Annotated in this window: 29 protein-coding genes and 1 pseudogene; 10 read left to right on the top strand and 20 right to left on the bottom strand. The window is 55.0% G+C overall.

Going from position 1 to position 25,532, the window contains the following annotated elements:
* Positions 1-140: 140 nt before the first annotated feature.
* Positions 141-1,004: an N-acetylmuramic acid 6-phosphate etherase gene (locus tag BH714_RS10300; RefSeq protein WP_020883324.1), complete on the top strand. Its 864-nt coding sequence runs from the start codon at positions 141-143 to the stop codon at positions 1,002-1,004.
* A 57-nt stretch (positions 1,005-1,061) separates the two neighbouring features.
* Here the strand turns inward: BH714_RS10300 and ompC are convergent, their stop codons facing one another.
* Positions 1,062-2,228 carry a porin OmpC gene (gene ompC / locus BH714_RS10295; RefSeq protein WP_040017840.1) on the bottom strand — a complete coding sequence of 389 codons (1,167 nt, stop codon included), beginning with the start codon at positions 2,226-2,228 and terminating at the stop codon, positions 1,062-1,064.
* Positions 2,229-2,580: 352 nt separating this feature from the next.
* Here ompC and BH714_RS10290 point away from each other — a divergent pair, with 352 nt between their 5' ends.
* The 3 genes from BH714_RS10290 to BH714_RS10280 all read left to right on the top strand — a co-directional run bounded on the left by BH714_RS10290 (position 2,581) and on the right by BH714_RS10280 (position 5,231).
* Complete coding sequence (locus BH714_RS10290) at positions 2,581-3,282, top strand: phosphohydrolase (RefSeq protein WP_040017838.1); 702 nt, start codon at positions 2,581-2,583, stop codon at positions 3,280-3,282.
* A gap of 61 nt (positions 3,283-3,343) precedes the next feature.
* The gene (locus tag BH714_RS10285) at positions 3,344-4,759 is read left to right on the top strand and encodes a DNA cytosine methyltransferase (RefSeq protein ID WP_040017837.1); all 1,416 of its coding nucleotides are present in this window, start codon (positions 3,344-3,346) and stop codon (positions 4,757-4,759) included.
* Positions 4,740-5,231: a very short patch repair endonuclease gene (locus tag BH714_RS10280; RefSeq protein WP_040017836.1), complete on the top strand. Its 492-nt coding sequence runs from the start codon at positions 4,740-4,742 to the stop codon at positions 5,229-5,231. The genes BH714_RS10285 and BH714_RS10280 overlap by 20 nt, the downstream gene beginning before the upstream one ends.
* Here BH714_RS10280 and yedA read toward each other — a convergent pair.
* Entirely contained in the window at positions 5,203-6,117 is a 915-nt protein-coding gene (gene yedA / locus BH714_RS10275; RefSeq protein WP_040017835.1) for a drug/metabolite exporter YedA, read from the bottom strand. The two genes, BH714_RS10280 and yedA, sit on opposite strands and share 29 nt — an antisense overlap.
* A gap of 178 nt (positions 6,118-6,295) precedes the next feature.
* Here yedA and BH714_RS10270 point away from each other — a divergent pair, with 178 nt between their 5' ends.
* The 3 genes from BH714_RS10270 to dgcQ all read left to right on the top strand — a co-directional run bounded on the left by BH714_RS10270 (position 6,296) and on the right by dgcQ (position 9,242).
* Positions 6,296-7,207 carry a DUF808 domain-containing protein gene (locus BH714_RS10270; protein WP_020883330.1) on the top strand — a complete coding sequence of 304 codons (912 nt, stop codon included), beginning with the start codon at positions 6,296-6,298 and terminating at the stop codon, positions 7,205-7,207.
* Positions 7,208-7,285: 78 nt separating this feature from the next.
* Positions 7,286-7,468, top strand: a complete 183-nt coding sequence (locus tag BH714_RS10265; RefSeq protein ID WP_014170745.1) for a YodC family protein — start codon at positions 7,286-7,288, stop codon at positions 7,466-7,468.
* 73 nt (positions 7,469-7,541) lie between these two features.
* Positions 7,542-9,242: a cellulose biosynthesis regulator diguanylate cyclase DgcQ gene (gene dgcQ / locus BH714_RS10260; protein ID WP_025203799.1), complete on the top strand. Its 1,701-nt coding sequence runs from the start codon at positions 7,542-7,544 to the stop codon at positions 9,240-9,242.
* Here the strand turns inward: dgcQ and BH714_RS10255 are convergent.
* The gene (locus BH714_RS10255) at positions 9,227-10,027 is read right to left on the bottom strand and encodes a mannosyl-3-phosphoglycerate phosphatase-related protein (protein WP_040017834.1); all 801 of its coding nucleotides are present in this window, start codon (positions 10,025-10,027) and stop codon (positions 9,227-9,229) included. The two genes, dgcQ and BH714_RS10255, sit on opposite strands and share 16 nt — an antisense overlap.
* Positions 10,028-10,329: 302 nt before the next feature.
* On the bottom strand, positions 10,330-10,557 hold the full coding sequence (gene yodD, locus BH714_RS10250) for a YodD family peroxide/acid resistance protein (RefSeq protein ID WP_008500310.1): 228 nt from the start codon (positions 10,555-10,557) through the stop codon (positions 10,330-10,332).
* Between the two features lie 129 nt (positions 10,558-10,686).
* On the opposite strand from yodD, the gene dsrB reads away from it, so the two are divergent.
* Entirely contained in the window at positions 10,687-10,875 is a 189-nt protein-coding gene (gene dsrB, locus BH714_RS10245) for a protein DsrB (protein ID WP_020883333.1), read from the top strand.
* A gap of 104 nt (positions 10,876-10,979) precedes the next feature.
* Here dsrB and rcsA read toward each other — a convergent pair whose 3' ends face one another.
* From rcsA to fliF, 14 genes and pseudogenes are all read right to left on the bottom strand, one after another.
* Positions 10,980-11,603, bottom strand: coding sequence for a transcriptional regulator RcsA (rcsA, locus tag BH714_RS10240; protein ID WP_008500313.1), 624 nt, complete (start codon positions 11,601-11,603; stop codon positions 10,980-10,982).
* Between the two features lie 278 nt (positions 11,604-11,881).
* A pseudogene (gene fliR / locus BH714_RS10235) lies at positions 11,882-12,683 on the bottom strand (flagellar biosynthetic protein FliR).
* Positions 12,684-12,690: 7 nt separating this feature from the next.
* Positions 12,691-12,960: a flagellar biosynthesis protein FliQ gene (gene fliQ / locus BH714_RS10230; protein ID WP_008500315.1), complete on the bottom strand. Its 270-nt coding sequence runs from the start codon at positions 12,958-12,960 to the stop codon at positions 12,691-12,693.
* A 9-nt stretch (positions 12,961-12,969) separates the two neighbouring features.
* A complete protein-coding gene (gene fliP, locus BH714_RS10225) occupies positions 12,970-13,707 on the bottom strand; it encodes a flagellar type III secretion system pore protein FliP (RefSeq protein ID WP_040017833.1) in 738 nt (245 codons plus the stop codon).
* Positions 13,707-14,081, bottom strand: a complete 375-nt coding sequence (fliO, locus tag BH714_RS10220) for a flagellar biosynthetic protein FliO (RefSeq protein ID WP_025203802.1) — start codon at positions 14,079-14,081, stop codon at positions 13,707-13,709. Before fliO ends, fliP begins: the two co-directional genes overlap by 1 nt.
* A gap of 2 nt (positions 14,082-14,083) precedes the next feature.
* The gene (gene fliN, locus BH714_RS10215; protein ID WP_014170738.1) at positions 14,084-14,497 is read right to left on the bottom strand and encodes a flagellar motor switch protein FliN; all 414 of its coding nucleotides are present in this window, start codon (positions 14,495-14,497) and stop codon (positions 14,084-14,086) included.
* On the bottom strand, positions 14,494-15,498 hold the full coding sequence (gene fliM / locus BH714_RS10210) for a flagellar motor switch protein FliM (protein ID WP_014170737.1): 1,005 nt from the start codon (positions 15,496-15,498) through the stop codon (positions 14,494-14,496). Before fliM ends, fliN begins: the two co-directional genes overlap by 4 nt.
* Positions 15,499-15,502: 4 nt before the next feature.
* On the bottom strand, positions 15,503-15,973 hold the full coding sequence (gene fliL, locus BH714_RS10205) for a flagellar basal body-associated protein FliL (RefSeq protein WP_020883336.1): 471 nt from the start codon (positions 15,971-15,973) through the stop codon (positions 15,503-15,505).
* A gap of 106 nt (positions 15,974-16,079) precedes the next feature.
* On the bottom strand, positions 16,080-17,318 hold the full coding sequence (fliK, locus tag BH714_RS10200) for a flagellar hook length control protein FliK (protein WP_040017831.1): 1,239 nt from the start codon (positions 17,316-17,318) through the stop codon (positions 16,080-16,082).
* Complete coding sequence (gene fliJ, locus BH714_RS10195) at positions 17,315-17,758, bottom strand: flagellar export protein FliJ (RefSeq protein WP_014170734.1); 444 nt, start codon at positions 17,756-17,758, stop codon at positions 17,315-17,317. The genes fliK and fliJ overlap by 4 nt, the downstream gene beginning before the upstream one ends.
* Before the next feature lie 21 nt (positions 17,759-17,779).
* Positions 17,780-19,150, bottom strand: coding sequence for a flagellar protein export ATPase FliI (fliI, locus tag BH714_RS10190; RefSeq protein WP_032678467.1), 1,371 nt, complete (start codon positions 19,148-19,150; stop codon positions 17,780-17,782).
* On the bottom strand, positions 19,150-19,857 hold the full coding sequence (fliH, locus tag BH714_RS10185; RefSeq protein ID WP_040017829.1) for a flagellar assembly protein FliH: 708 nt from the start codon (positions 19,855-19,857) through the stop codon (positions 19,150-19,152). The genes fliI and fliH overlap by 1 nt, the downstream gene beginning before the upstream one ends.
* On the bottom strand, positions 19,850-20,848 hold the full coding sequence (fliG, locus tag BH714_RS10180; RefSeq protein ID WP_014170730.1) for a flagellar motor switch protein FliG: 999 nt from the start codon (positions 20,846-20,848) through the stop codon (positions 19,850-19,852). The genes fliH and fliG overlap by 8 nt, the downstream gene beginning before the upstream one ends.
* Positions 20,841-22,520, bottom strand: coding sequence for a flagellar basal-body MS-ring/collar protein FliF (fliF, locus tag BH714_RS10175; protein WP_040017828.1), 1,680 nt, complete (start codon positions 22,518-22,520; stop codon positions 20,841-20,843). The genes fliG and fliF overlap by 8 nt, the downstream gene beginning before the upstream one ends.
* Positions 22,521-22,748: 228 nt before the next feature.
* Between fliF and fliE the strand changes: the two genes are divergently transcribed.
* Both fliE and yedD read left to right on the top strand, forming a co-directional pair.
* Positions 22,749-23,060: a flagellar hook-basal body complex protein FliE gene (gene fliE, locus BH714_RS10170; RefSeq protein ID WP_014170728.1), complete on the top strand. Its 312-nt coding sequence runs from the start codon at positions 22,749-22,751 to the stop codon at positions 23,058-23,060.
* A 74-nt stretch (positions 23,061-23,134) separates the two neighbouring features.
* Entirely contained in the window at positions 23,135-23,548 is a 414-nt protein-coding gene (yedD, locus tag BH714_RS10165) for a lipoprotein YedD (protein ID WP_020883340.1), read from the top strand.
* A 64-nt stretch (positions 23,549-23,612) separates the two neighbouring features.
* Here the strand turns inward: yedD and amyA are convergent, their stop codons facing one another.
* Together amyA and fliT are read right to left on the bottom strand one after the other, a co-directional pair.
* Positions 23,613-25,100, bottom strand: coding sequence for an alpha-amylase (gene amyA, locus BH714_RS10160; RefSeq protein ID WP_020883341.1), 1,488 nt, complete (start codon positions 25,098-25,100; stop codon positions 23,613-23,615).
* A gap of 64 nt (positions 25,101-25,164) precedes the next feature.
* Positions 25,165-25,527 (bottom strand): flagella biosynthesis regulatory protein FliT, encoded by a 363-nt coding sequence (gene fliT, locus BH714_RS10155; RefSeq protein ID WP_014170725.1) that lies wholly within the window; start codon positions 25,525-25,527, stop codon positions 25,165-25,167.
* Positions 25,528-25,532: the final 5 nt, after the last annotated feature.

Raw genomic sequence — 25,532 nt, 5'->3', positions numbered from 1 at the left:
GGGGTAATTATCGCCGATGACGCGCGTTTCTTAAAGCCATGTAAAGGCATGGATTCGGTCCTCTTTTCGTGACCCTCCTCGCAGGTCACCTGTCTAAAACACTTTATAGTGTAGGGGTACTCATAATAAGGAGGTTGTTTATGAGCATTACGCTTACCGGTTCGGTCAAGGAAAGACGGCACGCCAGCACGATGAATATCGATAGATTGTCCACGCTGGACATGCTGAAAGTCATTCACCAGGATGATGCCCTCATCTCCGCTGCAATAACCCCATGTTTAACAACGATCGCCCGCGTGGTGGATAACGCCGCTGCGACCCTGAGTCACGGTGGTCGTCTGGTCATTGTTGGCGCCGGCCCGTCAGGCCGTGTCGCGCAGCAGGCAGCCGATGAGTATGCCCCGGGAAAAACGCCTGTCATCGCCATAACGGCGGGAGAGGAGGCGGGCAGCTACGAGCGCGGTGTCGCCGACCTGCAGGCCATCAAATTTGGTGAACAGGATATGATGCTGGCGGTCACCGTCAGCGGCAAAACACCGTGGGTCTGGGGCGCGATGCGCCATGCGTGGTCGTTGGGTTCCCCGGTCGCGGCTATTACGGATGACGCGCAAAGTGAAGCCGCGCAGCTGGCGAGCATGGTGATTGCCCCGGAGCTTGGCGCGGACGCGATCGCGGGTTATATCAATACCAAAGCCGGGATCGCACAAAAAATGATCCTGACCATGATAACCACCGGCCTGGCGGTTCGAACCGGACGCGTGTTCAGCAACCTGCGCGTGGATCTGGACGCCAGCAACACCAAATGGTCTGAACGACAAATTGCCATCGTCATGGAAGCGGGGGGATGCACCCGGTCAGCGGCGAAAGCCGCGCTGGAGAGCTGCAACCATAACTGTAAAACAGCGGTGCTGATGGTGCTGACAGGGCTGGATGCCTGGAAGGCGCATGAACTGCTGGCGCAGAACAACGGCTTTATTCGTCTGGCACTGCAGGAAGCTCCGTAACATTTCTCTGTTGAATAAAAAAAAGCCCGCGATGCGGGCTTTTATCATAGTGGGAAGTTAGAACTGGTACGTCATACCTACGCCAACGATGTCATCTGTAGAGATGCCGTTTGCTTCGTAGAAGCTTTCGTCGTTGTCCAGCATGTTGATTTTGTAATCAACATAGGTGGAGAAGTTTTTGTTAAAGTTGTAGGTCATACCGACGTCGATATAGTTAACCAGATCCATGTCGCCATGCTGGCCCTGTGGGTTACCCGCATTGCCAGGATAAGTCATGTCCTTGCCTTTGGAGTAAACCCATGCCAGGGACGGACGCAGGCCGAAGTCGAACTGGTATTGCGCTACGGCTTCAAAGTTCTGCGTCTCATCCGCAATCCCGGTATCGCCATATGGCGTCATATTACGGGTTTGCGCATACATCATCGCCAGATAAACGCTGTTGGCATCATATTTCGCGCCAACGGTCCACGCTTCCGCAGTCTTACCGCCGGCGAAACGTGCGCTGTCTTGTATACCCTTCGCTTCCTGCTCATTGGTACGGTCAGAAGAGGAGTAGGCCGCGCCTAAGGTCAGGCCAGACAGATCGCCGGAGAAATCATAGCTAGTGGACATACCGAAGCCGTCACCGTTCTGGAAACGCACGTCGTCATGACCGTTCTTGGTCCCTTCCTGATCTTCTGTTGCGTCCTGACCTTCGTTTGCCCCCTGATACTGCAGCGCAAAATTCAGACCCTCAACCAGGCCGAAGAAATCGGCATTACGGTAGGTCGCCACACCGTTTGCACGGCCGACCATGAAGTTGTCGGTCCATGTATAAGAATCGCCCCCAAATACGGGCAGCATATCGGTCCAGGCTTCAACATCATACACGACGCCGTAATTACGACCGTAATCGAACGAACCGTATTCGCCATATTTCAGGCCAGCGTACGCCAGACGGTTAAAAGAAGTATCACCGGCGTCTTCGGTGTTATTGGCGTAGGTTTTATATTCCCACTGGCCATAACCAATAACATCGTTAGTGATTTGTGTTTCGCCTTTGAAACCAATTTGTACATAGGTTTCATCGCCATCATCCCCAGGGTGATCAGAGAAGGTATGACGCGCATCGATCTTACCGTACAGATCAACTTTATTGCCGTTTTTGTTATACATTTCAGCTGCATGTGCTGCGCCAGCCATTAATAACGCGGGTACGAGAATTGCCAGAACTTTTCTTTTCATTATATATTCCCTTTAAAGATAATTAATATGAATATATGTAATCACTCTCTGTCATTACAGAATTGATACTATTCTACGCAATGTCATTTTGGTTCAAAAATAAATGTAATTAAAATCGTAGAAATATTGCAAAACATTTCTATTTGTCGCTTTATTTTTCTGGTGAATTAGAGTTTAGGATATATAGAAATAAATTATCATTAAGTATTTAGCGGCAATATTATTTAATATCTCCAATTGATATTAAATATATTTCCTCGGGAATGCAGGGTACACGCGTCCCTGTCAGGACAAGCCGTGATAGCGGCGGGGAAAGTTGCTATTGTAGCCGTTTTAACAACAGGACGTGATGATGGAACTTACGCAGTGGCAGTCTTGCTTTGAGCGTTGGCTCGATGAAAACCACGCGACCCACGACGCCGCGCATGATATTTCGCACTTTCGTCGTGTCTGGATGACGGCGCAAAAAATCATGGCGAACCAGGCGGTCGATTCACTGGTGGTACTGACCGCCTGTTATTTTCATGACATTGTCAGCCTGCCGAAAAACCATCCCCAACGCAGCCAGTCATCACGTCTGGCGGCCAGCAAGACGCTCGACATTCTGCGTCGCGATTTTCCGGATTTCGCCTCTGAACGCTATGCAGCCGTGGAGCATGCCATTGAAGCGCACAGTTTTAGCGCCGGTATCACGCCGCACAGTCTTGAAGCCAAAATTGTTCAGGATGCTGACCGGCTGGAAGCGCTTGGTGCTATTGGTCTTGCGCGCGTCTTTGCGGTATCGGGGGCGCTGGGCGTGGCGCTCTTTAACGCTGAAGACCCGTTTGCCGACGCGCGCACCCTTAATGACCGCGCCTTTGCCCTCGACCATTTTCAGACCAAGCTGCTGCGCTTGCCTGATACAATGCACACAGACGTGGGGCGCGAACTTGCGCAACATAACGCCGATTTTCTCATCCAGTTTATGGCGAAATTAAGTGCCGAATTACAGGGCGACTGCCTGGGGCTGGATAGCCAGGTGCTGAGCCGCTTCCGTCGCAGTTTGAGCGAGTGAACTGTGGTAATCTGTTTCCAGTCTTTATTCTCCGGTTAAAAGAATGCAGGAAAATCGATCAGTGAGTGAGCCCGCGCCAGAGCAGGCTGAGAAATCAACGGCAACGGTGCAGGCTTTATTGCGCCAGCTGCTGGATATCTATGATGCTAAAACGCTGGCGAATCAGCTGGTGGCGCACGGTGAGAGCCACTGGAGCCCGGCAATCCTGAAGAGACTGCTGACCAGCGAGCGGGCAGGGCAGCGTCTGAGTGAGGGCGAGTTTCGTTACCTGCAAAACCTGCTTCCGCGTCCTTCAGCTACGCACCCGAACTATGCCTTCCGTTTTATCGATCTGTTTGCCGGCATTGGCGGCATTCGACACGGGTTTGAGGCCATTGGCGGGCAGTGTGTGTTTACCAGCGAGTGGAACAAACATGCGGTCCGTACCTACAAAGCCAACTGGTACTGCGATCCCCATGAACACCGTTTCAACGCCGATATCCGTGATGTTACGCTGAGCCACAAAAGCGGCGTGAGTGATGAAGAGGCGGCTGAGCACATTCGCCAGTCAATTCCGGCCCATGATGTCCTGCTGGCGGGTTTCCCGTGCCAGCCTTTCTCGCTGGCCGGCGTGTCGAAAAAGAATGCCCTCGGACGCGCCCACGGTTTTGCCTGCGATACGCAAGGCACGCTGTTCTTTGATGTTGTCCGCATTATCGACGCCCGTCGACCGGCGATTTTCGTGCTGGAGAACGTCAAGAATCTCAAGAGCCATGACGGCGGAAAGACCTTCCGCATTATCATGCAAACGCTCGATGAGCTGGGGTATGACGTAGCGGACGCTCAGCATATGGGCGCGGATGACCCGAAAATCATCGACGGTAAACATTTCCTGCCGCAGCACCGCGAACGCATTGTGCTGGTTGGTTTTCGCCGCGATCTCAACCTGAAGGGGGATTTTACCCTGCGGGATATTCCCTCTTTATATCCTGCGCGTCGCCCAACCGTGGCCGACCTGCTGGAACCTGTCGTCGACGCGAAATTTATCCTCACCCCGGTGCTGTGGAAATACCTTTACCGCTATGCGAAAAAACACCAGGCCAAAGGCAACGGTTTTGGCTTCGGGATGGTTAATCCGAACGATCCGCACTGTGTGACGCGCACGTTGTCCGCTCGCTACTATAAAGATGGCGCAGAGATCCTGATCGACCGGGGCTGGGACAAAGCGCTGGGGGAGAAAGATTTTGACGATCCCGATAACCAGCGTCACCGTCCGCGCCGCTTAACGCCGCGTGAATGCGCTCGGCTGATGGGGTTTGAGACCCCGCAGGGGTACACCTTCCGCATTCCGGTGTCGGACACCCAGGCTTATCGGCAGTTTGGTAACTCGGTGGTCGTTCCCGCGTTTGCGGCGGTGGCAAAACTGCTGGCCTCCCGCATCAGACAGGCCGTGGCGTTACGTGAGAGTGAGGCCGTCAATGACGGATGTTCACGATAAGGCGACGCGCAGTAAAAACATGCGTGCCATCGGCACGCGTGATACCGCCATTGAAAAGCGGCTAGCCGGGCTGCTGACCGAGGCGGGGTTTGATTTCCGCGTGCAGGATGCCGCGCTTGCGGGCCGTCCGGATTTCGTTATCGATGCGTATCAATGCATCATCTTTACCCACGGCTGTTTCTGGCATCACCACGACTGCTACCTGTTTAAGGTTCCCGCGACGCGTACGGATTTCTGGCTGGAGAAGATTGGCAAGAACGTCGCGCGGGACAACCGTGACCTTAGCACGCTTCTCGCGCAGGGCTGGCGGGTGTTGATTGTCTGGGAGTGCGCGCTGCGCGGCAGATTAAGACGTAACGATGCCGACCTGACAGAACGGCTGGAAGAGTGGATCTGCGGCGGCGGGCAGGCCGCGCAGATCGACACCCAGGGTATTCACCCGCTTACGGCTTCTCCACCTCACACGGCGTAACAACCGGCTTCGCAGGAAGCAGATATTTCCCCAGCGTTACCAGCACAACGGCAAAGACAATCACGCCCAGCGCCAGCCATTCCACGGGAGATAACGTTTCGCCCGCAAAGCTGGTGCCCAGCAGTACGGCAACCACCGGGTTCACGTAAGCGTAGCTGGTCGCGATCGCCGGCGAGACATTGCGGATCAAGAACATATAGGCGTTAATGGCGATGACAGAGCCAAATAGAGCCAGGTAACCCACGGCCAGGAAGCCCGAAAGGTCCGGCATGGCTGTCAGTTTTTCGCCCGTCAGCGTTGAGGCAATCAGCAGCACAATTCCCGCCGCGAGCATCTCAATCGCGCCCGCCATCATGCCGGTCGGTAGCTCAATTCGTGAACCGTATACCGACCCAAATGCCCAGCTCATGGAGCCGATCAGGATAATCACTGCGCCCCATGGATTTCCGCTCAGGTTACCGCCGCTGTTGAGCAGGATGATCCCGGCAAGCCCGATCCCAATCCCTACCCATTCGAGCTTGCGGGTGCGGAGGCCGAAAAGACGGCTAAAGCACAGGGTAAACAGCGGGACGGTCGCGACCACGACGGCGGCAATTCCGGACGGCACGTTCTGGTGCTCGGCGACCGTCACAAACCCATTCCCTATGGCCAGTAGCAGCAGGCCAATCAGAGCGGCATTGAGCATCGGGCGAAGCGGAGGCAGCTTATGGCCCCGTAACAGCAGGAAGGCCATCAGTAACACGCCCGCCGAGAGAAAGCGTACGCCCGCCATCATGAGCGGCGGCCAGCTCTCCACGCCGATACGAATGACAAAGTAGGTGGAACCCCAGATGATATACAGCGAAAAAAGTGCCCCAATGAGCGGTAGCAGTTGCCGGAAACGCATAATCCCTCGCGACAAAATGAAAAGGTCGCTGACAGTAAACGCCAAAACTATCGGCCTGGCGAGCGCTTTAATTGTGTAGTTGATGTGAATTTTTTGTTGACGCGAGGTGCCTGTTTCCGGGTTTACACTTTTGCTCCATACTATTCACTTAATTACCAAAAAAAGAAGGAATGAGATTTTGGCAGGAAGTAGCTTATTAACATTACTGGATGATATTGCCACCTTACTGGATGACATTTCGGTGATGGGGAAACTGGCGGCGAAGAAAACCGCCGGGGTTCTGGGAGACGATTTATCGCTCAACGCCCAGCAGGTGAGCGGCGTTCGGGCCAACCGTGAATTACCGGTGGTATGGGGCGTAGCGAAGGGTTCATTCCTGAATAAGGTGATCCTGGTGCCGCTTGCGCTGCTGATCAGCGCGTTTATCCCTTGGGCGATCACGCCGTTGCTGATGATTGGCGGCGCATTTTTATGCTTCGAAGGCGCTGAGAAAATCCTGCACTCGTTCGCCGCACGTAAGAACAGCGACACGCCGGAAATGCGCCAGCAGCGTCTTGAGGCGCTGGCCGCGCAGGATCCTAAAACCTTCGAGCGTGATAAGGTGAAAGGTGCCATTCGTACCGACTTTATTCTGTCGGCGGAGATCGTGGCCATTACGTTAGGTATTGTCTCTGAAGCACCGCTTCTGAACCAGGTCCTGATCCTCTCCGGGATCGCCATTCTGGTCACGGTGGGGGTGTACGGGCTGGTGGGGCTTATCGTTAAGCTGGATGATATCGGCTACTGGCTGGAAGAAAAATCGAGCGCTATCGCCAAAGGTATCGGTAAAAGCCTGCTGGTGACCGCGCCCTGGCTGATGAAGAGCCTGTCAGTGGTTGGTACGCTGGCGATGTTCCTTGTCGGAGGCGGTATTGTGGTTCACGGTATCGCGCCGCTGCATCATGCTATTGAACATTTCGCCTCGGCGCAGGGCAGCATAGTGGCGGCAATTCTGCCCACGCTGCTTAATCTTGTGCTGGGCTTTATCATTGGCATTATCGTGGTTGGGGCCGTAAAACTGGTCGAAAAAATCCGCGGAACGTCGCACTAATTGTTACCTGTTGCGGGGTGCAAAAAGATCATTCCTCGTCTAAATTGAAAACGTTTCACCCTGATACAGGAGGCAGGTATGGTCTTTTTGGTCAGTGATGAAGTTAAGCCTAAGAAGGGCGGCCCACGTATGATTGTCACCGGGTATTCCAGCGGTATGGTGGAATGCCGGTGGCACGACGGTTATAGCATCAAGCGGGAAGCGTTCCGTGAAGATGAGCTTCAGCCGGGAGACGGGCAGCGCAAGCGAGACAAGGCTTAATGACATAACGCCCGGCTTTGCCGGGCGTTTTTACCTTCCGTATCCGGCGTCGGGCAGTAATCAGGGAGTGTGTGTGCAGCGCGAGACCTTTGTTGTAAGACGATCTTTTCTGCAATGGCTGCATATGCGTAGCAATCCGGGGTTGATTGTTAATCTCTGTTTTCTCATCGTACTGATATTTTCCACGCTCCTGACCTGGCGAGAGGTGGTGGTACTGGAAGATGCGTATATCTCCAGCCAGCGTAATCATCTGGAAACGGTAGCCACTTCGCTGGACCGGCAGTTACAGTACAGCGTGGATAAAATGCTGTTTTTCCGCAAAAGCATGCGTGATGCCATCCAGACGCCGCTGGCCTTTGATGTCCTGTATGAAGCGATTTCACGCTTTAACGCCTTTCGCACGCGCCCCAGCTGGCAGCTCGCCGTTGATAAAAAACGCACTCTCCCTATTAACGGCGTGTCGGATGCGTTCGTCGAAAAAACCACGCTGTTGAATCGTGACCCTGAGCGTATCAGCAATGAAATTTCTGCCGCCCTCGAAGTGGGGTATTTACTCCGACTGGCGTCCTCGGTGGGGCAAAGTGAAGAGCGGGTTATCTATGCGTCACGCGCCGGGTTTTACCTCGCGACGGACACGCCTGAACAGACGAGTGATATTAGCCAGCGCTATTACTATCTGGTTACCCAGCCGTGGTTTACCCAGCAGTCTGAACGTAACAATCGCGCTCGCGCGGTGCGCTGGTTTATCTCCAGCCCGTCACCCTGGACCGGTGGTGAACGGATGATCACGGCCAGCGTGCCGATCTATTTTGACCATTACTGGTATGGCGTTGTGGCGATGGATTTCTCATTGAAGACCATGAAACATCTGCTGGAAGAGGCAACGCAAGAGCGTACAGAGGGGGAATATCAGCTGTACGACACCCGGCTGAATATGATTGCCACGTCAGAAGAGGCCGGGAGCCTGGTGAACCGGTTTGACGAACGCGAAACGGCGCAGATAGCACACGCAATCGAGAACGATACCGGCGGGGGGATCCGCCTCGGAAGCCGCTTTATCAGCTGGGAGCGGCTCGATCACTTCGATGGTGTGATTTTACGCGTTCATACCCTGCATGAAGGCGTGAAGGGGGACTTCGGCAGTATCAGTATCGTGCTGGCGCTGCTCTGGGCACTCTTCACCGCCATGCTTCTTATCTCGTGGCTGGTTATCCGTCGGATGGTCAGCAATATGTACACGCTTCAGCACTCTTTGCAGTGGCAGGCCTGGCACGATCCGCTCACCCGCCTGAATAACCGTGGTGCCCTGTTTGAGCGTGCCAAAATGCTGTCGGAAAAATGTCGGCAGCAGTCGCTGCCGTTCTCTGTGATTCAAATCGATCTCGACCATTTTAAAAGCATTAACGATCGCTTTGGCCATCAGGCCGGGGACAAAGTGCTTTCCCATGCCGCGGGCCTGATTGGCAGCGCACTGCGCAAGAATGATGTTGCCGGACGCGTGGGTGGGGAAGAGTTCTGCGTGGTACTGCCCGGCAGCGGGCTTGAAGAGGCGAGGGGGATTGCGGAACGCATTCGCTCACGCATCAACAGTAAAGAGATCCTGGTGAAAAAGAGTACCACCGTGCGTATCAGTGCCTCACTGGGGGTAAGTAGCGCCCAGGAAAAGGACAATTACGATTTCGAACAGCTGCAGTCAGTGGCGGATGCCCGGTTGTATCAGGCCAAGCAGTGCGGGCGCAACCGGGTGTTCTGGCACGATCAGGATAAGAAGTGATCCAGCCCCTCCTGCCAGCCCGCGGGTCCGGGCTGTTGCGTGTGGTACACCCGGGCGGGGTTATCGTCACGTAACGTGATGCCCTGCCGGTTAATGCCCTTAATCACCACGGCGTAGTCTACGCTGTCCAGCAGCGGGGCATCATTTGGACCATCGCCGAGCCCCAGGGTGACCGGCACAATGCCTTCCCGCGCACGGTACTGCTCAATCAGCCAGTCAACCGCAACGTCTTTACCGCAGCGAGCATCCAGAACATGCCAGAAGCGGGCTCCCTGCAGGCATTTCAGGCCGCACTGCGCCAGCGCCTCGTCAAATTGCGCCATTTTTTCATCGCTGTCGCGCCAGATAAGCGTGACTGAGGCTTCGTGTCGGCGCGCGAGGGTCGAACGATAGCGCGTCAGCCCCGTCCACTCGCTGATAACCCGTTCGTCGACGTCATCAAAGGTGGTGAATTTAAAGCCCCGCTGCTGGCGAATCTGGTCGATCAGCGGGCGAATGTCGCGGTGCGTCATCCCCCTGATGTGGCGTTGACCTGTCTCCCAGCGCACGTCGGGCTGAATCACCGCGCCATTCTCAGCTATCAAGGGTAACCCCTCCAGACCCAGATCCTGCTGGATATCCAGCATTTCTGCGGCGGTCTTGCTGCTGCAGAGAATAACCGGCACCTGGTTATCCTGGAGGGTGTCCAGCCAGGGCATGGCCGGTTGCCACTCGTACGTATGAATATCGAGCAACGAGCCGTCGAGATCGGAAAAGATCAGCAGGCTATCCTGCAGTGAAGGCATAACGACTCCTGATAACTGACAAACTGCCACCTAAGAATATTCCTAAAAAAATTCCTGATGCTTAAGTGAGGCAAAAGGGCATCCCGCCTGCCAAACCCGCATGCGGCGCATGTTGTCCCTCATAACTAAATTTATTATGTACCAAATATTATATTCGCCATGAGAATATATGCTTGTCATACAAAATGGTTGAGGATAGTGTTTTGTGTACATCAGATTTCCTGGTGTAACGAATTTTCAAGTGCTTCTTGCATAAGCAAGTTTTGATCCCGGCCATCCCCATGACCGGGATTTTTTTCGTCCTAACGATTTGCTTCAGACACGCTAAAATCGTGTATATCAAGCTCGAAGGCCTCCGCCAGTTCACGGTAGGTGTGATAATCCCTTCCGTTCACAATGACCCTGTCGGAATTGTCGTCTGAACGACGGACTTCTGACTCACTGATCTCATTAATGGCGGCCAGCAGGGCATCGACATCCACCTCAACCTCGCGTTTGATGGTGTCGCTGTACTCTTTGTCGGTCTTCATTACGGGGTACCTCATTTTGCCGTCTCCAACCGTAAGTATAGACTGCGCACAAAAACGCCATTCACACCGGGCAGCGATGCCAGTTAAGGCGTTTTGTTCTACACTGGCTCAAAACCAGAGGAGGAACGTATGAAGGTCAACGATCGGGTAACCGTTAAAACGGACGGTGGGCCACGCCGCCCGGGTGTGGTCCTGGCAATTGAAGAGTTTAGTGAAGGCACGATGTACCTGGTATCACTTGAAGACTACCCGCTCGGCATCTGGTTTTTTAACGAACTGGGACACCCGGATGGCATCTTTGTAGAGAAAGCGCAATAGCATGGCGTCGGGTGGCGACTGGCGCGCCCGACACTGTCCACAGAAGCAAAAATCTCTGGCCAGGCCAGAGATCAAAGGTAGGGTGCAAAGGGTTTTTTTAGCGACTAACGCATGTTGACGAAAATCCCGTTCGTCACATTATCGGTGAGGCGTACCACGTGATAGATCACTTGCTTATTATGCGTTTTAATTTTCCTTTTAATATTTCCTTTATGTGACGAAACGGTTTTGGCTTTAATATTCATCTGGTCTGAGATCTGAATAGTCCCTTGCCCTGCCATCCACATTCGCAGCATGCTTGATTCAGTCCTGCTTAATGATAGGGTGGGTAAGTTAACCGCTCCTACATTTTTAACTTCTTTATTCAAATAATCACCCAGAATGTCATCCAGCGACTCTGGTTTAATCGATTTAGAACTGATCAATAAATTTTTACGAACCAACAAATACTCATCGAAATGGATATTCGCGATCGCCATAAAAACAATAAACAGGGTTTTTGGATGCTGATTAATGATTTGCTTAATGTGCTGACTGTTGGCTGGATCGTGAATGAAACAGTCCTCATTAATAAACACCACGCCTGGTTTAAGTTCGTCACAAGCGGCTGCGAGTTCGTCAACGGTGTGTGCATCGTTGATGTCTCTCTTTCTTACCCCTCTGCTTGCCAGGTACCCGGTTAACCCTAGCCGGGTGTAGCTGCATAAATCCATAATGATCGTTGACATGGCATACCCTCACTCAATGCGTAACGATAATTCACCATCTGCCTGAGAGCTCATAACAGCCATACGGGATGGAAAAAATTAATAAACCTGTGAGCATGACAAAGACTTTCAGGCGGACTCACTATCCCGTAAAGTTACGTATAATTTGCCAGGAATCTTCTTAAAGTAAAGTAAATATTAAGTATTGTGAGGTGGTTAGAAACAATTAAACCGCGTCAGATATATCCTGGAAGATGTTTTTCACGTTTTATTTTAGGAATATCCTCAGAAAGACAATATCAACTGTGAGGACTATTATTTACGCGGTAGCTCACTGACAATATCTGCTAACAGATTGAATATCTCGCCGAATAAGTGCTCACAGAAGGGGGCGATAAGGGGCATCAGTAATGACATTAATAAAATACCGACCGTCAGCGTCAGCGGAAAACCAATGACGAACACCGAGAGCTGCGGTGCCATTCGGTTGAGTAAGCCTAAGGCGAGGTTCACGGTCAGCAGCAGGGTGATGATCGGCAGCGCCAGCATCAGGCCGTTCAGGAAAACAAGCCCGGCCGCACGCGTAAGCGCCAGAAACGCGTTGCTGTTCACCGGGTTTTCCCCAATCGGCAACGTATGGAAAGTATCCACCAGCATGGAGATGAGCCACAGATGGCCGTTGAACGACAGGAACAGCAGCATGGCGAGCAGATCGATAATGCGCGCCAGCACCGGCATGTTGAGGTGGCTACCGGGATCCACAAACGTGGCGAATGATAAACCCATTTGCAGGCCAATCAGTTCGCCGGCGGTCCGCACGGCCGCGAAGGCAAGCTGCATGGTAAAGCCTACGGCTACGCCAATCATCACCTGTTGCAGTGCAACCCACACCGCTTTCGCCGAGAAGATCGGAATATCCACGGGCGGGAGAGAAGGGGCGACGATAATGGTGATGATGATGCCCAGCCCCACTTTGACGCGCTTGGGTATCGTTTTCTCACTGAGAATGGGGGCCGTTGTAATCAGCGCCAGGATACGCAGCATCGGCCAGAAATAGACGCCAAGCCATTGAACCCACTGGTCACTGGTGAAGTGCAGCATCGTCGGGTCAGCCGATGATGTACGGCAGATTGGTAAACAGGTTGCGCATATAGTCCAGCAACAGGTTCAGCATCCACGGCCCGGCAACGATAATCGCCACGAACACGGCGATGATTTTTGGGATAAATGACAGCGTCATTTCGTTAATCTGCGTGGCGGCCTGCAGGATACTGATAATCAGACCGGTCACCAGCGCGACAAGCAGTAACGGCGCGGCAACGGCTATCGCGATTTTCATCGCTTCCGTGCCCATCATCATGACCGATTCTGGCGTCATTACGGCTCCTTAACTGTAGAAACTCTGCGCCAGCGAACTGACCAGCAGTTGCCAGCCATCGACCAGGACAAAGAGCATGATCTTAAAGGGCAGGGCAATGGTGGCCGGGGGCACCATCATCATCCCGAGCGCCATCAGAACGCTGGCGATCACCAGATCGATAATCAGGAACGGAATAAAGATGGTAAAGCCAATCTGAAAGGCCGTTTTCAGCTCACTGGTGACATACGCAGGCAGCAGAATACGCATCGGAACGGCTTCCGGTCCCTGAAGCTCGCCGGTATTGGACAGGCGGGCGAAGAGTGCCAGGTCCGCTTCCCGGGTCTGGCGGAGCATGAACTCCCGCAGCGGCTGAGCCCCTTTATCGAGCGCCTCCTGCATGGAGATTTTATCTTCGCTAAACGGCCGGTATGCGTCGGTATAAATCTTGTCGATAACCGGCGACATAATGAAAAAGGTTAAAAACAGCGCCAGACCCAGCAGTACCTGGTTAGGCGGCGCGGACGGGGTGCCCAGCGCATTGCGCAGCAGGCCAAAGACGATGATGATTCGGGTGAAGCTGGTCATCATCAGCAGGATCGCCGGAATAAACGTCAGCGAGGTGATGAAAACCAGCGTCTGCACCGGCAGAGACCAGCTTTGCCCGCCGCCTGCAAGAGGGGTTGAGACCAGACCGGGCAGTTGCGCGTAAACCGCAGGGGCAAACAGGCCGACGCCCACAAGCGTAAGGGATAACAAACGGCGCATCAGGATCTCCCGGAACGCTTAAGCAAACTCTTCATGACGGACTGAAAATCCGCAGGGACTTCTGCGCGCTCGTCACCCGTTGCCGGGGCTGGCGGCAGTTTATGCAAGACGTTGATGCTGGAGGCAGTCACGCCCAGCACCAGCCGTGCATCTTCCACATCGACAACGACCACGCGCTCGCGTGGCCCCAGTGTCGTGCTGGCGCTGACCTTCAGACCGCGGGTGCCGGCGGTTTTACCCGCCAGGCCGAAGCGCTTCGCCAGCCATGCGGCGATAAGAATAAAGGCAATAATACCGAGCAACGCGCCACTCACCTGGAGCAGCGGAGAGCCGGGAACGGCAGAGGGCTGTGATATTGTTGCCTGGGTTTTCATGCTTAACGGCTCAGACGACGCATACGCTCAGATGGCGTAATAATGTCGGTGATGCGCACGCCGTATTTATCGGCAACCACCACGACTTCACCCTGGGCAATGAGATAACCGTTGATCAGAATATCCAGCGGTTCGCCGGCGAGCCCGTCAAGGGCCACCACGGAACCCTGCGTCAGACGCAGCAGCTCTTTAATTGTCATGCGGGTACGGCCCAGTTCCACGGTCAGCTTAACCGGGATATCCATAATCAGATCAATATCCTGCAGCGTACCGCTGACATCGCCGCCGCCGAGCTGCTGGAACACAGCATCCGCTGCACTTTTGGCCGGAGTCGTTTTTTGCTCGTTTAACGCGTCAGCCCACAGATCGTCCAGTGCTCCGCTGTTTTCATCGGACGGATTGTTCATGTCACTCATTTGGGCTGTTCCTCATTCAGCGAATTCAATATCGGGTTGATCAAGTGCTCAACGCGTAACGCATACTGACCGTTAATTGTGCCGTACTGACTTGTCAGCACGGGGACACCATCCACATGGGCAATAATGCGGTCGGGTTTTTCTATCGGCAAAACATCGCCGGGTTGTAATTTCAGGATCTGGGATAAGCGCAGCGGGATATCCGCGAAGCTCGCCACCAGCTCAAGCTGAGAATGCTGAACCTGACGCACCAGGTTTTCACGCCAGTTCTGATCTTCGTTGCGTGAGTTCTCCAGCGGCGGGTTGACCAGCAGTTCACGCAACGGTTCGATCATGCTGAACGGCAGGCAGATGTTGAACTCACCGGTCAGGTTACCTATTTCCACATGGAACGGGGTATTCACGACGATATCGTTCGGGGAGGTGGTGATATTGGTAAATTTCACCTGCATCTCAGAACGTACGTACTCCACTTCCAGTGGGTTAATCGCTTTCCACGCGTCGCTGTAAGATTCCAGCGCCAGCTTCAGCATGCGGTTGATGACGCGCTGCTCGGTGTGGGTAAATTCACGCCCTTCCACTTTGGTCGGGAAACGCCCGTCGCCACCAAAAAGGTTATCCACCGCAATGAACACCAGGCTTGGCGAAAACACCACTAGACCTGTGCCGCGCAGCGGTTTCAGGTGGATCAGGTTAAGGTTCGTTGGCACCGGCAGGTTGCGGGCAAACTCATGATACGGCTGGATGCGGATCGCACCGACCGTGATATCCGGGCTACGACGCAGCAGGTTAAACAGCCCCATACGGAACTGACGTGCAAAACGTTCGTTAATGATCTCCAGCGCCTGCAGACGTTCACGTACTACGCGGCGCTGGGTATTGGGATCATAAGGACGAATATCGCTATCGCCGCCAATACCCGGTTGCGGATCATCGTTCTTATCGCTGTCGCCGTTAAGAAGCGCGTCGATTTCTGCCTGAGAAAGAATACTGTCGCCCATGTCGTTACCGCAGTATGAAGGCTGTATACAGAACGTCAGTGACTTCCTGCTTGGGTTGACCGTTTACCAGCGGGGTCGCCAGCGTCTGTTTAATGGCGTCGACCAGCTTTTGCTTACCGTCATCGGTAGCAAGTGTAGAGGCGTCCTGACGAGAGAACAGCAGCAGCAGACGGCTACGCACTTCAGGAAGATAATCATTCAGGCGCGCACGCGTGGCTTCATCTTTCAGGCGTAACGTAATACCCACATACAGCACACGATCCGCATCACCCAGATTCACGGTGAAGGTATCCAGTGGGAAGAATACCGGTGCCGGCGGAGGAGGCGGTTCGGCTTTGGCCGCAGCGGTAGAAGGTTCCTGCTGCATACGCCAGTAACTATAGCCCGCGGTAGCGCAGGCGGCGAGCGTGATTAACACCAGCAGCGGGATCCAGATGGAACGCTTGCTTTTTTTGGTGATCGCGGAGTCAGTCATCTGATACGAGCTTCCTGTTTCGGTACAGCATAATAAGGTGATTATCCCGTGTCCTGCTGTCGTCAAAGCGTGGAAAAGACGGGGATAATCACGCTACCTCTGGCGTTTAGGCAAAGATGTCTACGGCACTGTTGCCACGCGCCGCGGATTGCAGGGCGGCAGGGGCAGGCAGTAACTCATCGCTCTCCTCATTAAAACCGCCGGTATTACCGGAACGTGAAGCCTGTTGCTGCTGTTGAGAGGAGGACTGCTGCTGTCCGGCAAAGCTCTCGCTGCTGACACTGCTTTGCGCGAGCTGAATGCCACTCTCAGCAAGCGACGTGCGCAGGACCGGCAGTGCAGCTTCCAGGGCCGCACGCACGTGGCTGTGCGCCGACACCATTTGCAGTTGTGCCTGGTTATCATCCAGTTTCAGGGTAATCTGGACCTGGCCCAGATCTTCCGGGTGCAGACGCAACTCTGCGGTCTGCTGGCCCTGTTTCGTGAACAACGTAATGTGCTGACTCAGGGATTGCTGCCACTCCTGGGTTCCCAGCGGCTGGCTCAATACCGGTGCCGTGGCAACGGTTGCGGCAGCGTGGCTGGTGACGTTGCTGGAAATGACGGGCGTAAGCGTTGCGGTCGGGGCTGTTGAAGAGGGTGAACTGGCGAGATCCTGCTTCTCAGCGGCGGCGGCCACGATCGGGGTCGCCGGTGCGTTGACCGGTTGAGACGGATCGGCGTTTTGCGCCTGCGCCTGATAAGTCGACGCTTGTTGCGCTTTTTCATGGCCCGCCAGCAGGGTGCTCATGGACTGTTGACCTGCACCATTTTGCGAAAGCGCGGCAGCGTTCAGCGTTGATTTCGCCGTCAGGCCATTGCCTGTCGCGCCAGAGGCCACCGGCGTTGCCGTCTGCTGGTGGGGCAGCATCGCCATCAGCGCGCTCAACCCTGCCAGCTCTTCTTCGCTCAGCTCGCTTTTGCTGTCATCCTGCGTTTTCACCGCGCTCAGGGTCTTCAGGGCATCACCTTTTGAAACCGGCACCAGCCCGGAAACAAGGGTTTCCAGCGGGGTGGCTGCTGTCGGTTCATCGCCTGTCAGGGCTGGTTGACGCGAGAGCAGGTTGGCTATTTTGGCCTGCAGGGTGTTCTCCCCCCCGGCTTCCTGAGCAACTTTTGACAGCTTACTGCCGGCTGCTTTCAGGTCAGCCAGCGTCAGCGGCGCATCGTTGCTATGGCCTGTTGCGTCAGTCAGGGCGCCTGCCAGCAGAGAAAGAAAGTCTTGTGCACCGTCGGTGCCTTTCCCTGTTTGCATGCCGCCCGACAGGTCGCTGTCGGTCATCAGCAGTTGTTGCAATGTGATCATTCCGGTTTCCTCATTGATGCGCGCTGGGCAAACTCATCCATTTTCTTCTGATCCAGACGGTTTTCCGCCAGGGTCGTTGCCGCGATCTGTCGGTCCTGTAAGGTCTGCCAGGCCTGCAGTCGCTGCTTTTTCTCGCGCCAGAAATTCAGCGCGGTGTCGACTTTCTGGGTCCACTGGTTAAGCTGCTGGCGATGCTGTTCAATCGCCTTTTCCAGCGTCTGAATAAACTGCTGATAGTTAATCCAGCGCTGGCTTCCAATGCCCTGTGTCATATCGGTATTGAGGTTGGTGCGATATTCATGCTGATAGTCGATTAACATCTTCAACTGCTCTTCAGCCTGCTGGCACCCGCGTCGCATTGCGCCAAGCTGCAATGCGGCATCATCAACTTCTTTCTCAGCCAGATCTTTCAGCGTTGATAACGCGCTGTTTTGCGCCATGACCTTCGCCCTCCACCTGTGTTACACCTGCGGGAAAATCAGCTCCAGTGCCTGGAGTGAGTCTTCCCAGTCGGCGCGTTCAAAAATACCTTGTTGCAAAAACGCCTCCAGCTGCGGCCACAGGCTAATCGCTTTGTCGAGCATCGGGTCGCTGCCTTTGGCATACGCCCCCACGCTCACCAGATCGCGGTTGCGCTGGAAGCTGGAGAGGAGTTGTTTGAAGTTACGCACGCGGGCGTAGTGCTTCTCTGTGATCAATGCCGTCATTGCACGGCTGATTGATGCTTCGATATCAATTGCCGGGTAGTGGCCGGCTTCGGCCAGACGGCGCGATAACACAATATGACCGTCGAGGATCGCACGCGCGGAGTCGGCAATCGGGTCCTGCTGGTCATCGCCTTCGGTCAGAACCGTATAAAAAGCGGTGATTGAGCCGCCGCCGCTGATGCCGTTTCCTGCACGTTCGACCAGCGCCGGGAGCTTGGCAAAGACCGAAGGCGGATAACCTTTGGTCGCCGGAGGTTCTCCGATGGCGAGAGCGATTTCACGCTGCGCCATCGCATAGCGGGTCAGGGAGTCCATAATCAGCAGCACGTGCTGGCCGCGGTCACGGAAATCTTCCGCGATACGGGTGGCATACGCAGCACCCTGCATACGCAGTAACGGTGAGACATCCGCCGGTGCGGCGATGACCACCGAGCGGGCACGGCCTTCTGCACCGAGAATGTTTTCAATAAAGTCTTTTACTTCGCGACCACGTTCACCGATCAGACCCACGACGATGACATCGGCCTGGGTGTAGCGTGCCATCATGCCAAGCAGGACGGATTTACCCACCCCTGAGCCGGCAAACAGGCCCATACGCTGCCCGCGGCCTACGGTCAGCAGGGCGTTAATCGGGCGCACGCCGGTGTCGAGGACATGTTCGATGGCGGTACGCTGAAGGGGGTTAAACGGCTGGGTGATCAGCGCGCCGGTTTCGGTGGTATCCGGCGAGGGCAGGCCGTCCAGCGGTTTACCGCTTCCGTCCAGAACGCGGCCAAGCAGGGCAGGGCCAAGCGGGAGCTGTTTCCCGCTTTGCAGTCCATCGCCGCTGATGTTTTTCGCATACACGCGCGCACCGGGCAGAATACCTTCAACTTCTTCAAGGGGCATCAGGAACAGGCGTTGGCCGTTAAAACCGACGACTTCGCTCTCAACTTCACGCGTCTCTTGTCCATCCTGACGCTCAATCACGCAGGTGGCTCCCAGCGGAAGCTGCAGGCCAGTGGCTTCCAGCACCAGGCCGGTGGCACGCGTGAGTCGTCCGTAACGGCGAACGGACGGCAGCTGCGTCATCTTCGCTTCAAAATTATCGAGCGTGTTGAGCCAGCGGGTGAGGCGTGCAGTCATCAGACGACTCCCGGTGCTGCCAGGCGGCACAGTTCCTGCCAGCGGGTCGCAACGCTGGCATCCAGGTCGCCTTCATCGGCAGAGACCTTGCAGCCTCCGTGATGCAACGACGGGTCGCCGCGCAGACGCCAGCCGTGCAGGCTCAGCGTCGCGCCCAGACTCTCTTCCACGCGCTGGAGGTCGTCCGGATGCACGCGCAGCTGCGGTTTCCCACTGAACAGCGGCTCCTGCTGAAGCAGGCCCTGAATTTGTTTAATCAGCGCGGCGTTGTCCACCGCCGGCGCGTGGCCGATCACCTGACGGGCGGCTTCCAGCGCCATCTGCATCAGCCTTGAGGCAATGACGCTGTCCAGCGCATCCAGCGTGTGCTGAAACTCGCTGACCAGCTGCTGCATACGGGCGTGAAGTGGAGCCTGTTGCTGGCGCGCCTGTTCAATGCCGTGTTCTAACCCTTTGGCCAGACCTTCCTGATACCCCTGATCGTGGCCTTTCTGGCGTCCTTCGTTCAGGCCAGCCGTGTAGCCCTGCTCGTGGGCCTGCATCTGCAACTGGGCCAGCATCTGCGCGCGCTGCTCTTCTTCGCTCAGCTCAGGCTGCTCGACATCCGGGTCGCCCTCTTCGGGCGACAGCACGGCGGGTGTGAACTCTGACAGGGGAGGCGCCAGATCGTCGGGCGTCCAGCGCTTCCACGGCAGTTCATTAGACATAGGTGTCGTCTCCGCTGCCAATCACCATCTCGCCGGTTTCCGCCAGACGACGAACGATAAGCAGGATGGCTTTCTGTTCGTTTTCCACCTGAGACAGACGGACCGGGCCACGGTTGGCAAGGTCGTCGCGCAGGATATCTGCCGCACGCTGAGACATGTTGCGCAGGAACTTCTCGCGCAGCGGCTGCTCGGCACCTTTGAGGGCGATAAGCAGCGACTCGGAATCCACTTCCTGGAGCAGGCGCTGGATGCTGCGATCGTCCACTTCGACCAGGTTTTCGAACAGGAACATCTCGTCGATAATTTTCTGTGCCAGCTCGCCGTCGAATTCGCGAACGGCGGTAATGACCGCTTCTTCCTGCTGCGTTTTCATCAGGTTGATGATCTCTGCCGCCGTTCTCACGCCGCCCATTTTGCTGCGCTTGAGGTTCTGGCCATCGAGCAGGTTGTTCAGCACTTCGGTCAGCTCCGCCAGCGCGGCTGGCTGGACACCACCGAAGGTCGCGATACGCAGCATCACATCGTGACGCAGGCGCTCTTCGAACAACGCCAGAATATCGGCCGCCTGGCCACGTTTGAGGTGGACAAGAATGGTGGCGATAATCTGCGGGTGCTCGTCGCGGATAAGGTCGGCGGCACTCTGCGGCTCCATAAAGTTGAGCGTCTCGATACCGCTGGCGGTATCGCGCGTTTCCAGAATGTCTTCCAGCAGGCTGGCAGCACGCTCTTCGCCCAGCGCCTTGACCAGCACGGAGCGAAGATAGTCGTTGGCGTTGACGTTGAGCGCGGCAAACTGTTCGGCTTCCTGCTCAAATTCAGACAGCACTTCCGTCAGCTGTTTGTTAGAGATCTGGCGTACGTTTGCCATTGCCGCACTGAGAATCTGTACTTCGCGTTGCGAGAGGTGTTTGAACACCTCGGCCGCACGGTCTTCGCCAATGGTCATCAGCAGGATGACGCTTTTATCGGTGCCTGAAAGCGTGTTACTCATGTTCGTTACCCATCCACTGGCGGATGACCAGCGCCACGACGCGCGGATCGTTATCTGACATTTCGCGAATGCGCTGGCTCATGACCTCGGCGCCCATACGCTGGTTAGCACGGCGTTGCTGCATCTGTTCGTCTTTGCTGAGACGAACTTCAACCGCATCTTCCACTTCCTGACGGGTACTGACCTGTTCGCGCGCCGCTTTTTCAGCTTCAGCACGACGCTGGAGCTGAGGACGAATGCCCTTACGCCACAGCAGCCACGCGACAATCAGAACCAGCAGCCAGCGACCTGCGGACAGCAGCTGATCGATAAACGCCTGCTGTTGCCAGAACGGCAGTTCGCCACCTGACTCTTCAACCGAGTTGAACGGTGAGTTCACCACGTTGAGCGTGTCGCCGCGCTTCTCGGAGTAACCCATCGCTTCACGGGTCAGGTCTTCAATCTGTTTCATCTGCTCGGCGGTAAACGGCAACGGTTTACCATCCGCCAGCGTCTTGTAGTTCACCACCACCGCAACCGACAGACGCTGTACATCGCCCACGTTCAGTTTGGTGTGGCGGATAGTACGGTCCACTTCGTAGTTGGTGGTTTCGTTACGACTGCTGGTACGCGGACCGGCGGTGCTGGCTGTTGATGTGGTCTGCTGATTCGTTTGCTGACCATTCTGCTGATTAGCCGGTGGCGTTGAGATTGGCGCCGCGTTAGCCGGTGCTGGCTGGTTAGACAATGCGCCCGGCACACCGCCTGGGTATGCGCCGCCAACCTGTTCGTTTTCATTGACCTGACGAGAGCGCATTACCGCCTGAGCCGGGTTGCCATTCGGGCTGTATTGCTCTTCGGTCTGTTCTTTATTAGAGAAGTCAATTTGCGCGGTTACCTGTGCATGCACGTTGCTGTTACCGACGACCGGGCCAAGGATGGCTTCGATGCGACGCTGCACGCGACCTTCCACATCCGCGGCATATTTCAGCTGCGCGTCATTCAGATCGCGGCCTGCGGTATTGGACTGGGTCAGCAGATGACCACTTTGATCAACCAGCGTCACGTTACCCGGCGGGAGACCGGCAACGGCGCTGGAGACCAGATGGGTCACCGCGCTGATTTGTCCTTCATCCATTGCACGGCCAGGCTGGAGGTTAACGGTGACGGAGGCCGACGGGGATTTCTGCTCGCGGACAAACAGGGAGGGTTTAGGCATGGCCAGGTGCACACGGGCACTCTTCACCGGACCCAATGTTTCAATCGTACGGGCCAGCTCACCTTCCAGCGCACGCTGGTAGTTCACCTGCTCGCTGAACTGGCTGATACCGAATTTTTCCTGATCCAGCAGTTCAAAACCAACCGCACCGCCCTTTGGCAGTCCCTGTTGCGCCAGGCGCAGACGAAGTTCGTGCACCTTATCAGCCGGTACCTCCAGCGCACCGCCGTTATCCGCAAAGCGATAAGGGATGTTCATCTGGGTAAGCTGGGTGACGATGGCACCGCCATCCTGATCGGAAAGGTTACTGTAAAGCGTGCGGTAATCAGGGCTTTTCGCCCACAAGACCATCGCTACAAGGATCGCAATTGCGGCAGCGCCTGCCACGATCAACGGGATTTTAGGATTCGCGCGAAGGCGGTTCATCCACTCGAGTGATTTATTTTGTGGCGCTGTCGATGCTGTTGCACTCATTGCGCACCTCTTAAATCCTGGTGGTTTACGTTATTCGTGTAGAGAAACAAAACTGACTCCCGGGTCGGCAAACACGACAAAAGTTCCATATTGATGGCCCTGCCATTATTTGATGATTCAGGATTTTCTATGCGTCAAATAACCTGGTTTTTTCACGCTATTTACCGCCATTATCTTATTGACAAGCTGTTAGTCTTGACCCCGTAAAAAACCATTCAGGGGAGAGTCATGGCTATACAGGGTATTGAAGGGGTGATCAGTCAGTTGCAGGCAACGGCGATGACGGCCCGTAATCAGAATGTGGCAGAACAACCGAGCATCAGTTTTGCAGGACAACTGCACGCCGCGCTTGACCGTATCAGCGATACCCAGACCGCCGCACGTACTCAGGCGGAGAAGTTCACCCTCGGCGAGCCGGGCGTGGCACTGAATGATGTGATGACCGATTTGCAAAAAGCCTCGGTTTCCCTGCAGATGGGGATTCAGGTGCGTAACAAGCTTGTGTCTGCTTATCAGGAAGTGATGGGGATGCAGGTTTAAGCCCCGTCGATCTTCGCTGGCAGCCCAAGCGCTTTAATGCCACAATATTTTTTTCTTCGAATGCAGGAAAGATGATGAAAAAAATAGCAATTGCTGGCGCGCTGCTGGCACTGACCGGGTGCGTTCAGGTGGATAACTATCAGGAAGTGATCAAACACCCCGTCCCGGCGCATCTGGCAGGGTACTGGCAGTCAAAAGGGCCGCAGAGCAAAATGGTGAGCCCAGAGGCGATTGCCACGCTGGTGGTGACGGAGGAGGGCGATACGCTGGACTGCCGTCAGTGGCAGCGCGTGATCGCTGTACCGGGTAAAATCATGCTGCGTTCAGACAGTTATTATAACGTCACCCGCAAGCTGGATATTTATCCGCTGGAGCGCGATGGCTCTGTTCTTGAGTATGACGGTATGGAGCTACAGAAGGTCGATCGCCCGACGGTAGAGTGCGCAGATTATCTGAGCAAAAATCCGCTGGAGAGTAAACTTCCGTAGTGCATGTTGCCGGGTGGCAGCTTCGCCTGACCCGGCATTCAATTCACGTCAGATGCTTTTACAACTACAACGCATCCTCAATCACCCACACGCTGACGCTTCCACCTTTGCAGGTAAAGGTGCCTTCGCCATCCGCTGCGGTAGTGACCGTTTCTTCGCGATTGCCGAGAAAATCACGCCACGTTTTGTTGCCGTAGTTTTCACCCAGACAAATCACTTTCTCGCCGTCATCGCCATTCGACATCACCACCACACAGCCAGGATCGTCTTCGGTGCCGCTGCGGCTGAAGGCGATACAGTTTGGGTGATCGAAGAACAGCGTCTGCACGCCGTGGGCAAAACGCTGGCGGGCGAGGATCAGCTCGTGAAGCTGCTCGATGACCGGCATATCAATATGGTAGGTTTCGCCGTCACCGCCCGTATCGTCATAGCTGGCACCGAATAAATCCGGATAAAAGACGCTGGGCACTCCGTTTTCACGCAGCAGGATCAGGGCATAGGCCAGCGGTTTAAACCACGCTTCAACCGGCGCTTCCAGTGCCTGCAAAGGCTGAGTGTCATGGTTGGCAACCAGAGTTACTGCATGGAACGGATCGGCTTCGACCAGGGTGCCGGTAAAGATTTGGCTCATGTCGTATTCCCGACCCTGGCGCGATGCTTCGTGGAATTTCATCTGCAGGGGGGCATCGAACAGCATCGTCTTGCCATCGACCTGGTCAATATAGGCCTGCAGTTTATCCACTTCGTGGGACCAGTATTCCGCCACGATAAACAACGGTTGCGTTGCGACTTCCTGAACGTGCTCAATCCACTCCTTATAAAACCAGGCGGGAATGTGTTTGACGGCGTCCAGACGAAAACCGTCACAGCCAGTTTGTTCCATGACCCAGCGGGCCCAGTACTTGATTTCCTCGGTGACGGCATGGTTGCGAAAATCAATGTTTTCGCCCATCAGGTAATCAAAATTACCCATCTCATCATCAACCTGGTCGTTCCAGCCTTCACCGGTGTAGTCGTTGACGATTTTAAAAATGCCGTCTTCATCGGGGTTTTCAATATGGTCGACGCCGCTGAAGCATTTGTAATCCCAGATAAACTGCGAATATTGCCCGGCACGGGCAGGGAAGGTGTAGCGTGTCCAGGCTTCACACTCAATGATCTCATCGTCGATCTGCGTGCGATCCTGTTCGTTGACGCGCTGAACGCGGACGGGTTCTTTCTCGTCTGCGCCCATTTTGTGGTTAACCACCACGTCAAGGAGGACGGCGATCTCATTACTTTTGAGTGCGTCGATGGCCTCCAGCAGCTGAGCTTTGTCACCGTACTTGGTGGCGACGCTGCCTTTCTGGTCAAACTCACCGAGGTCGAAGAGATCGTAAGTGTCGTATCCAACCGAGTACCCGCCGGATGCGCCTTTACAGGCTGGCGGCAACCAGATCATATTGATGCCGATTTCATTAAGATTGGGGGCTAACGCCGTGACCTCTCGCCACAATTCACCGCCCGCAGGGTAATACCAGTGAAAACATTGTAACAGGGTGGGGTTTTTCATCGTCCGTGCTCCAGAAGCCGTTTGGCAGACTTCTGGAGTATGGATCAAGAATCGCTAATGTGAATTAATGATTCATCTCTCCGGGAAATAATATGTTGCCTGACAACTTCCCGTAGGTAACGTTAACGTTTTTTTGCTTGTTGGTTTGGGCAATAAGACCGCTCAACTCACTCATTCTTTCCTGCAACAAATCCTTGAGGAGGAGCTCATTCTGCAGCACCTGATTCAGTATCACCATCGCCTGATCCTGGATGTGTTTGCTGTCGGGCGGAAAAGGAGTCGTGCTGATCTCTTCAACCAGCGAAACGTATGCAACCTCCTGTTCGATAAGCTCATCCCATTTCCCGGATTGAGCAAGGCTCAGCATTGTATTGCTAAGCGCATAAAGAGCATGCCACTTTTTAAGGGATAAGCTGGAGTCGTTCATTAAAG

This window comes from Enterobacter ludwigii (assembly GCF_001750725.1).
Taxonomy (GTDB): domain Bacteria; phylum Pseudomonadota; class Gammaproteobacteria; order Enterobacterales; family Enterobacteriaceae; genus Enterobacter; species Enterobacter ludwigii.
The sequence above is the reverse complement of the archived record's forward strand: the minus strand, read 5'-3'. Positions and strand labels throughout refer to the sequence as shown.

Excerpts from the sequence above, each read along its gene's own strand:
- BH714_RS10300 (WP_020883324.1), top strand. The coding sequence starts at position 141 with ATGAGCATTACGCTTACCGGTTCGGTCAAGGAAAGACGGCACGCCAGC.
- ompC (WP_040017840.1), bottom strand. The coding sequence starts at position 2,228 with ATGAAAAGAAAAGTTCTGGCAATTCTCGTACCCGCGTTATTAATGGCT.
- BH714_RS10290 (WP_040017838.1), top strand. The coding sequence starts at position 2,581 with ATGGAACTTACGCAGTGGCAGTCTTGCTTTGAGCGTTGGCTCGATGAA.
- BH714_RS10280 (WP_040017836.1), top strand. The coding sequence starts at position 4,740 with ATGACGGATGTTCACGATAAGGCGACGCGCAGTAAAAACATGCGTGCC.
- yedA (WP_040017835.1), bottom strand. The coding sequence starts at position 6,117 with ATGCGTTTCCGGCAACTGCTACCGCTCATTGGGGCACTTTTTTCGCTG.
- BH714_RS10265 (WP_014170745.1), top strand. The coding sequence starts at position 7,286 with ATGGTCTTTTTGGTCAGTGATGAAGTTAAGCCTAAGAAGGGCGGCCCA.
- BH714_RS10255 (WP_040017834.1), bottom strand. The coding sequence starts at position 10,027 with ATGCCTTCACTGCAGGATAGCCTGCTGATCTTTTCCGATCTCGACGGC.
- yodD (WP_008500310.1), bottom strand. The coding sequence starts at position 10,557 with ATGAAGACCGACAAAGAGTACAGCGACACCATCAAACGCGAGGTTGAG.
- dsrB (WP_020883333.1), top strand. The coding sequence starts at position 10,687 with ATGAAGGTCAACGATCGGGTAACCGTTAAAACGGACGGTGGGCCACGC.
- rcsA (WP_008500313.1), bottom strand. The coding sequence starts at position 11,603 with ATGTCAACGATCATTATGGATTTATGCAGCTACACCCGGCTAGGGTTA.
- fliQ (WP_008500315.1), bottom strand. The coding sequence starts at position 12,960 with ATGACGCCAGAATCGGTCATGATGATGGGCACGGAAGCGATGAAAATC.
- fliP (WP_040017833.1), bottom strand. The coding sequence starts at position 13,707 with ATGCGCCGTTTGTTATCCCTTACGCTTGTGGGCGTCGGCCTGTTTGCC.
- fliO (WP_025203802.1), bottom strand. The coding sequence starts at position 14,081 with ATGAAAACCCAGGCAACAATATCACAGCCCTCTGCCGTTCCCGGCTCT.
- fliN (WP_014170738.1), bottom strand. The coding sequence starts at position 14,497 with ATGAGTGACATGAACAATCCGTCCGATGAAAACAGCGGAGCACTGGAC.
- fliM (WP_014170737.1), bottom strand. The coding sequence starts at position 15,498 with ATGGGCGACAGTATTCTTTCTCAGGCAGAAATCGACGCGCTTCTTAAC.
- fliL (WP_020883336.1), bottom strand. The coding sequence starts at position 15,973 with ATGACTGACTCCGCGATCACCAAAAAAAGCAAGCGTTCCATCTGGATC.
- fliK (WP_040017831.1), bottom strand. The coding sequence starts at position 17,318 with ATGATCACATTGCAACAACTGCTGATGACCGACAGCGACCTGTCGGGC.
- fliJ (WP_014170734.1), bottom strand. The coding sequence starts at position 17,758 with ATGGCGCAAAACAGCGCGTTATCAACGCTGAAAGATCTGGCTGAGAAA.
- fliI (WP_032678467.1), bottom strand. The coding sequence starts at position 19,150 with ATGACTGCACGCCTCACCCGCTGGCTCAACACGCTCGATAATTTTGAA.
- fliH (WP_040017829.1), bottom strand. The coding sequence starts at position 19,857 with ATGTCTAATGAACTGCCGTGGAAGCGCTGGACGCCCGACGATCTGGCG.
- fliG (WP_014170730.1), bottom strand. The coding sequence starts at position 20,848 with ATGAGTAACACGCTTTCAGGCACCGATAAAAGCGTCATCCTGCTGATG.
- fliF (WP_040017828.1), bottom strand. The coding sequence starts at position 22,520 with ATGAGTGCAACAGCATCGACAGCGCCACAAAATAAATCACTCGAGTGG.
- fliE (WP_014170728.1), top strand. The coding sequence starts at position 22,749 with ATGGCTATACAGGGTATTGAAGGGGTGATCAGTCAGTTGCAGGCAACG.
- yedD (WP_020883340.1), top strand. The coding sequence starts at position 23,135 with ATGAAAAAAATAGCAATTGCTGGCGCGCTGCTGGCACTGACCGGGTGC.
- amyA (WP_020883341.1), bottom strand. The coding sequence starts at position 25,100 with ATGAAAAACCCCACCCTGTTACAATGTTTTCACTGGTATTACCCTGCG.
- fliT (WP_014170725.1), bottom strand. The coding sequence starts at position 25,527 with ATGAACGACTCCAGCTTATCCCTTAAAAAGTGGCATGCTCTTTATGCG.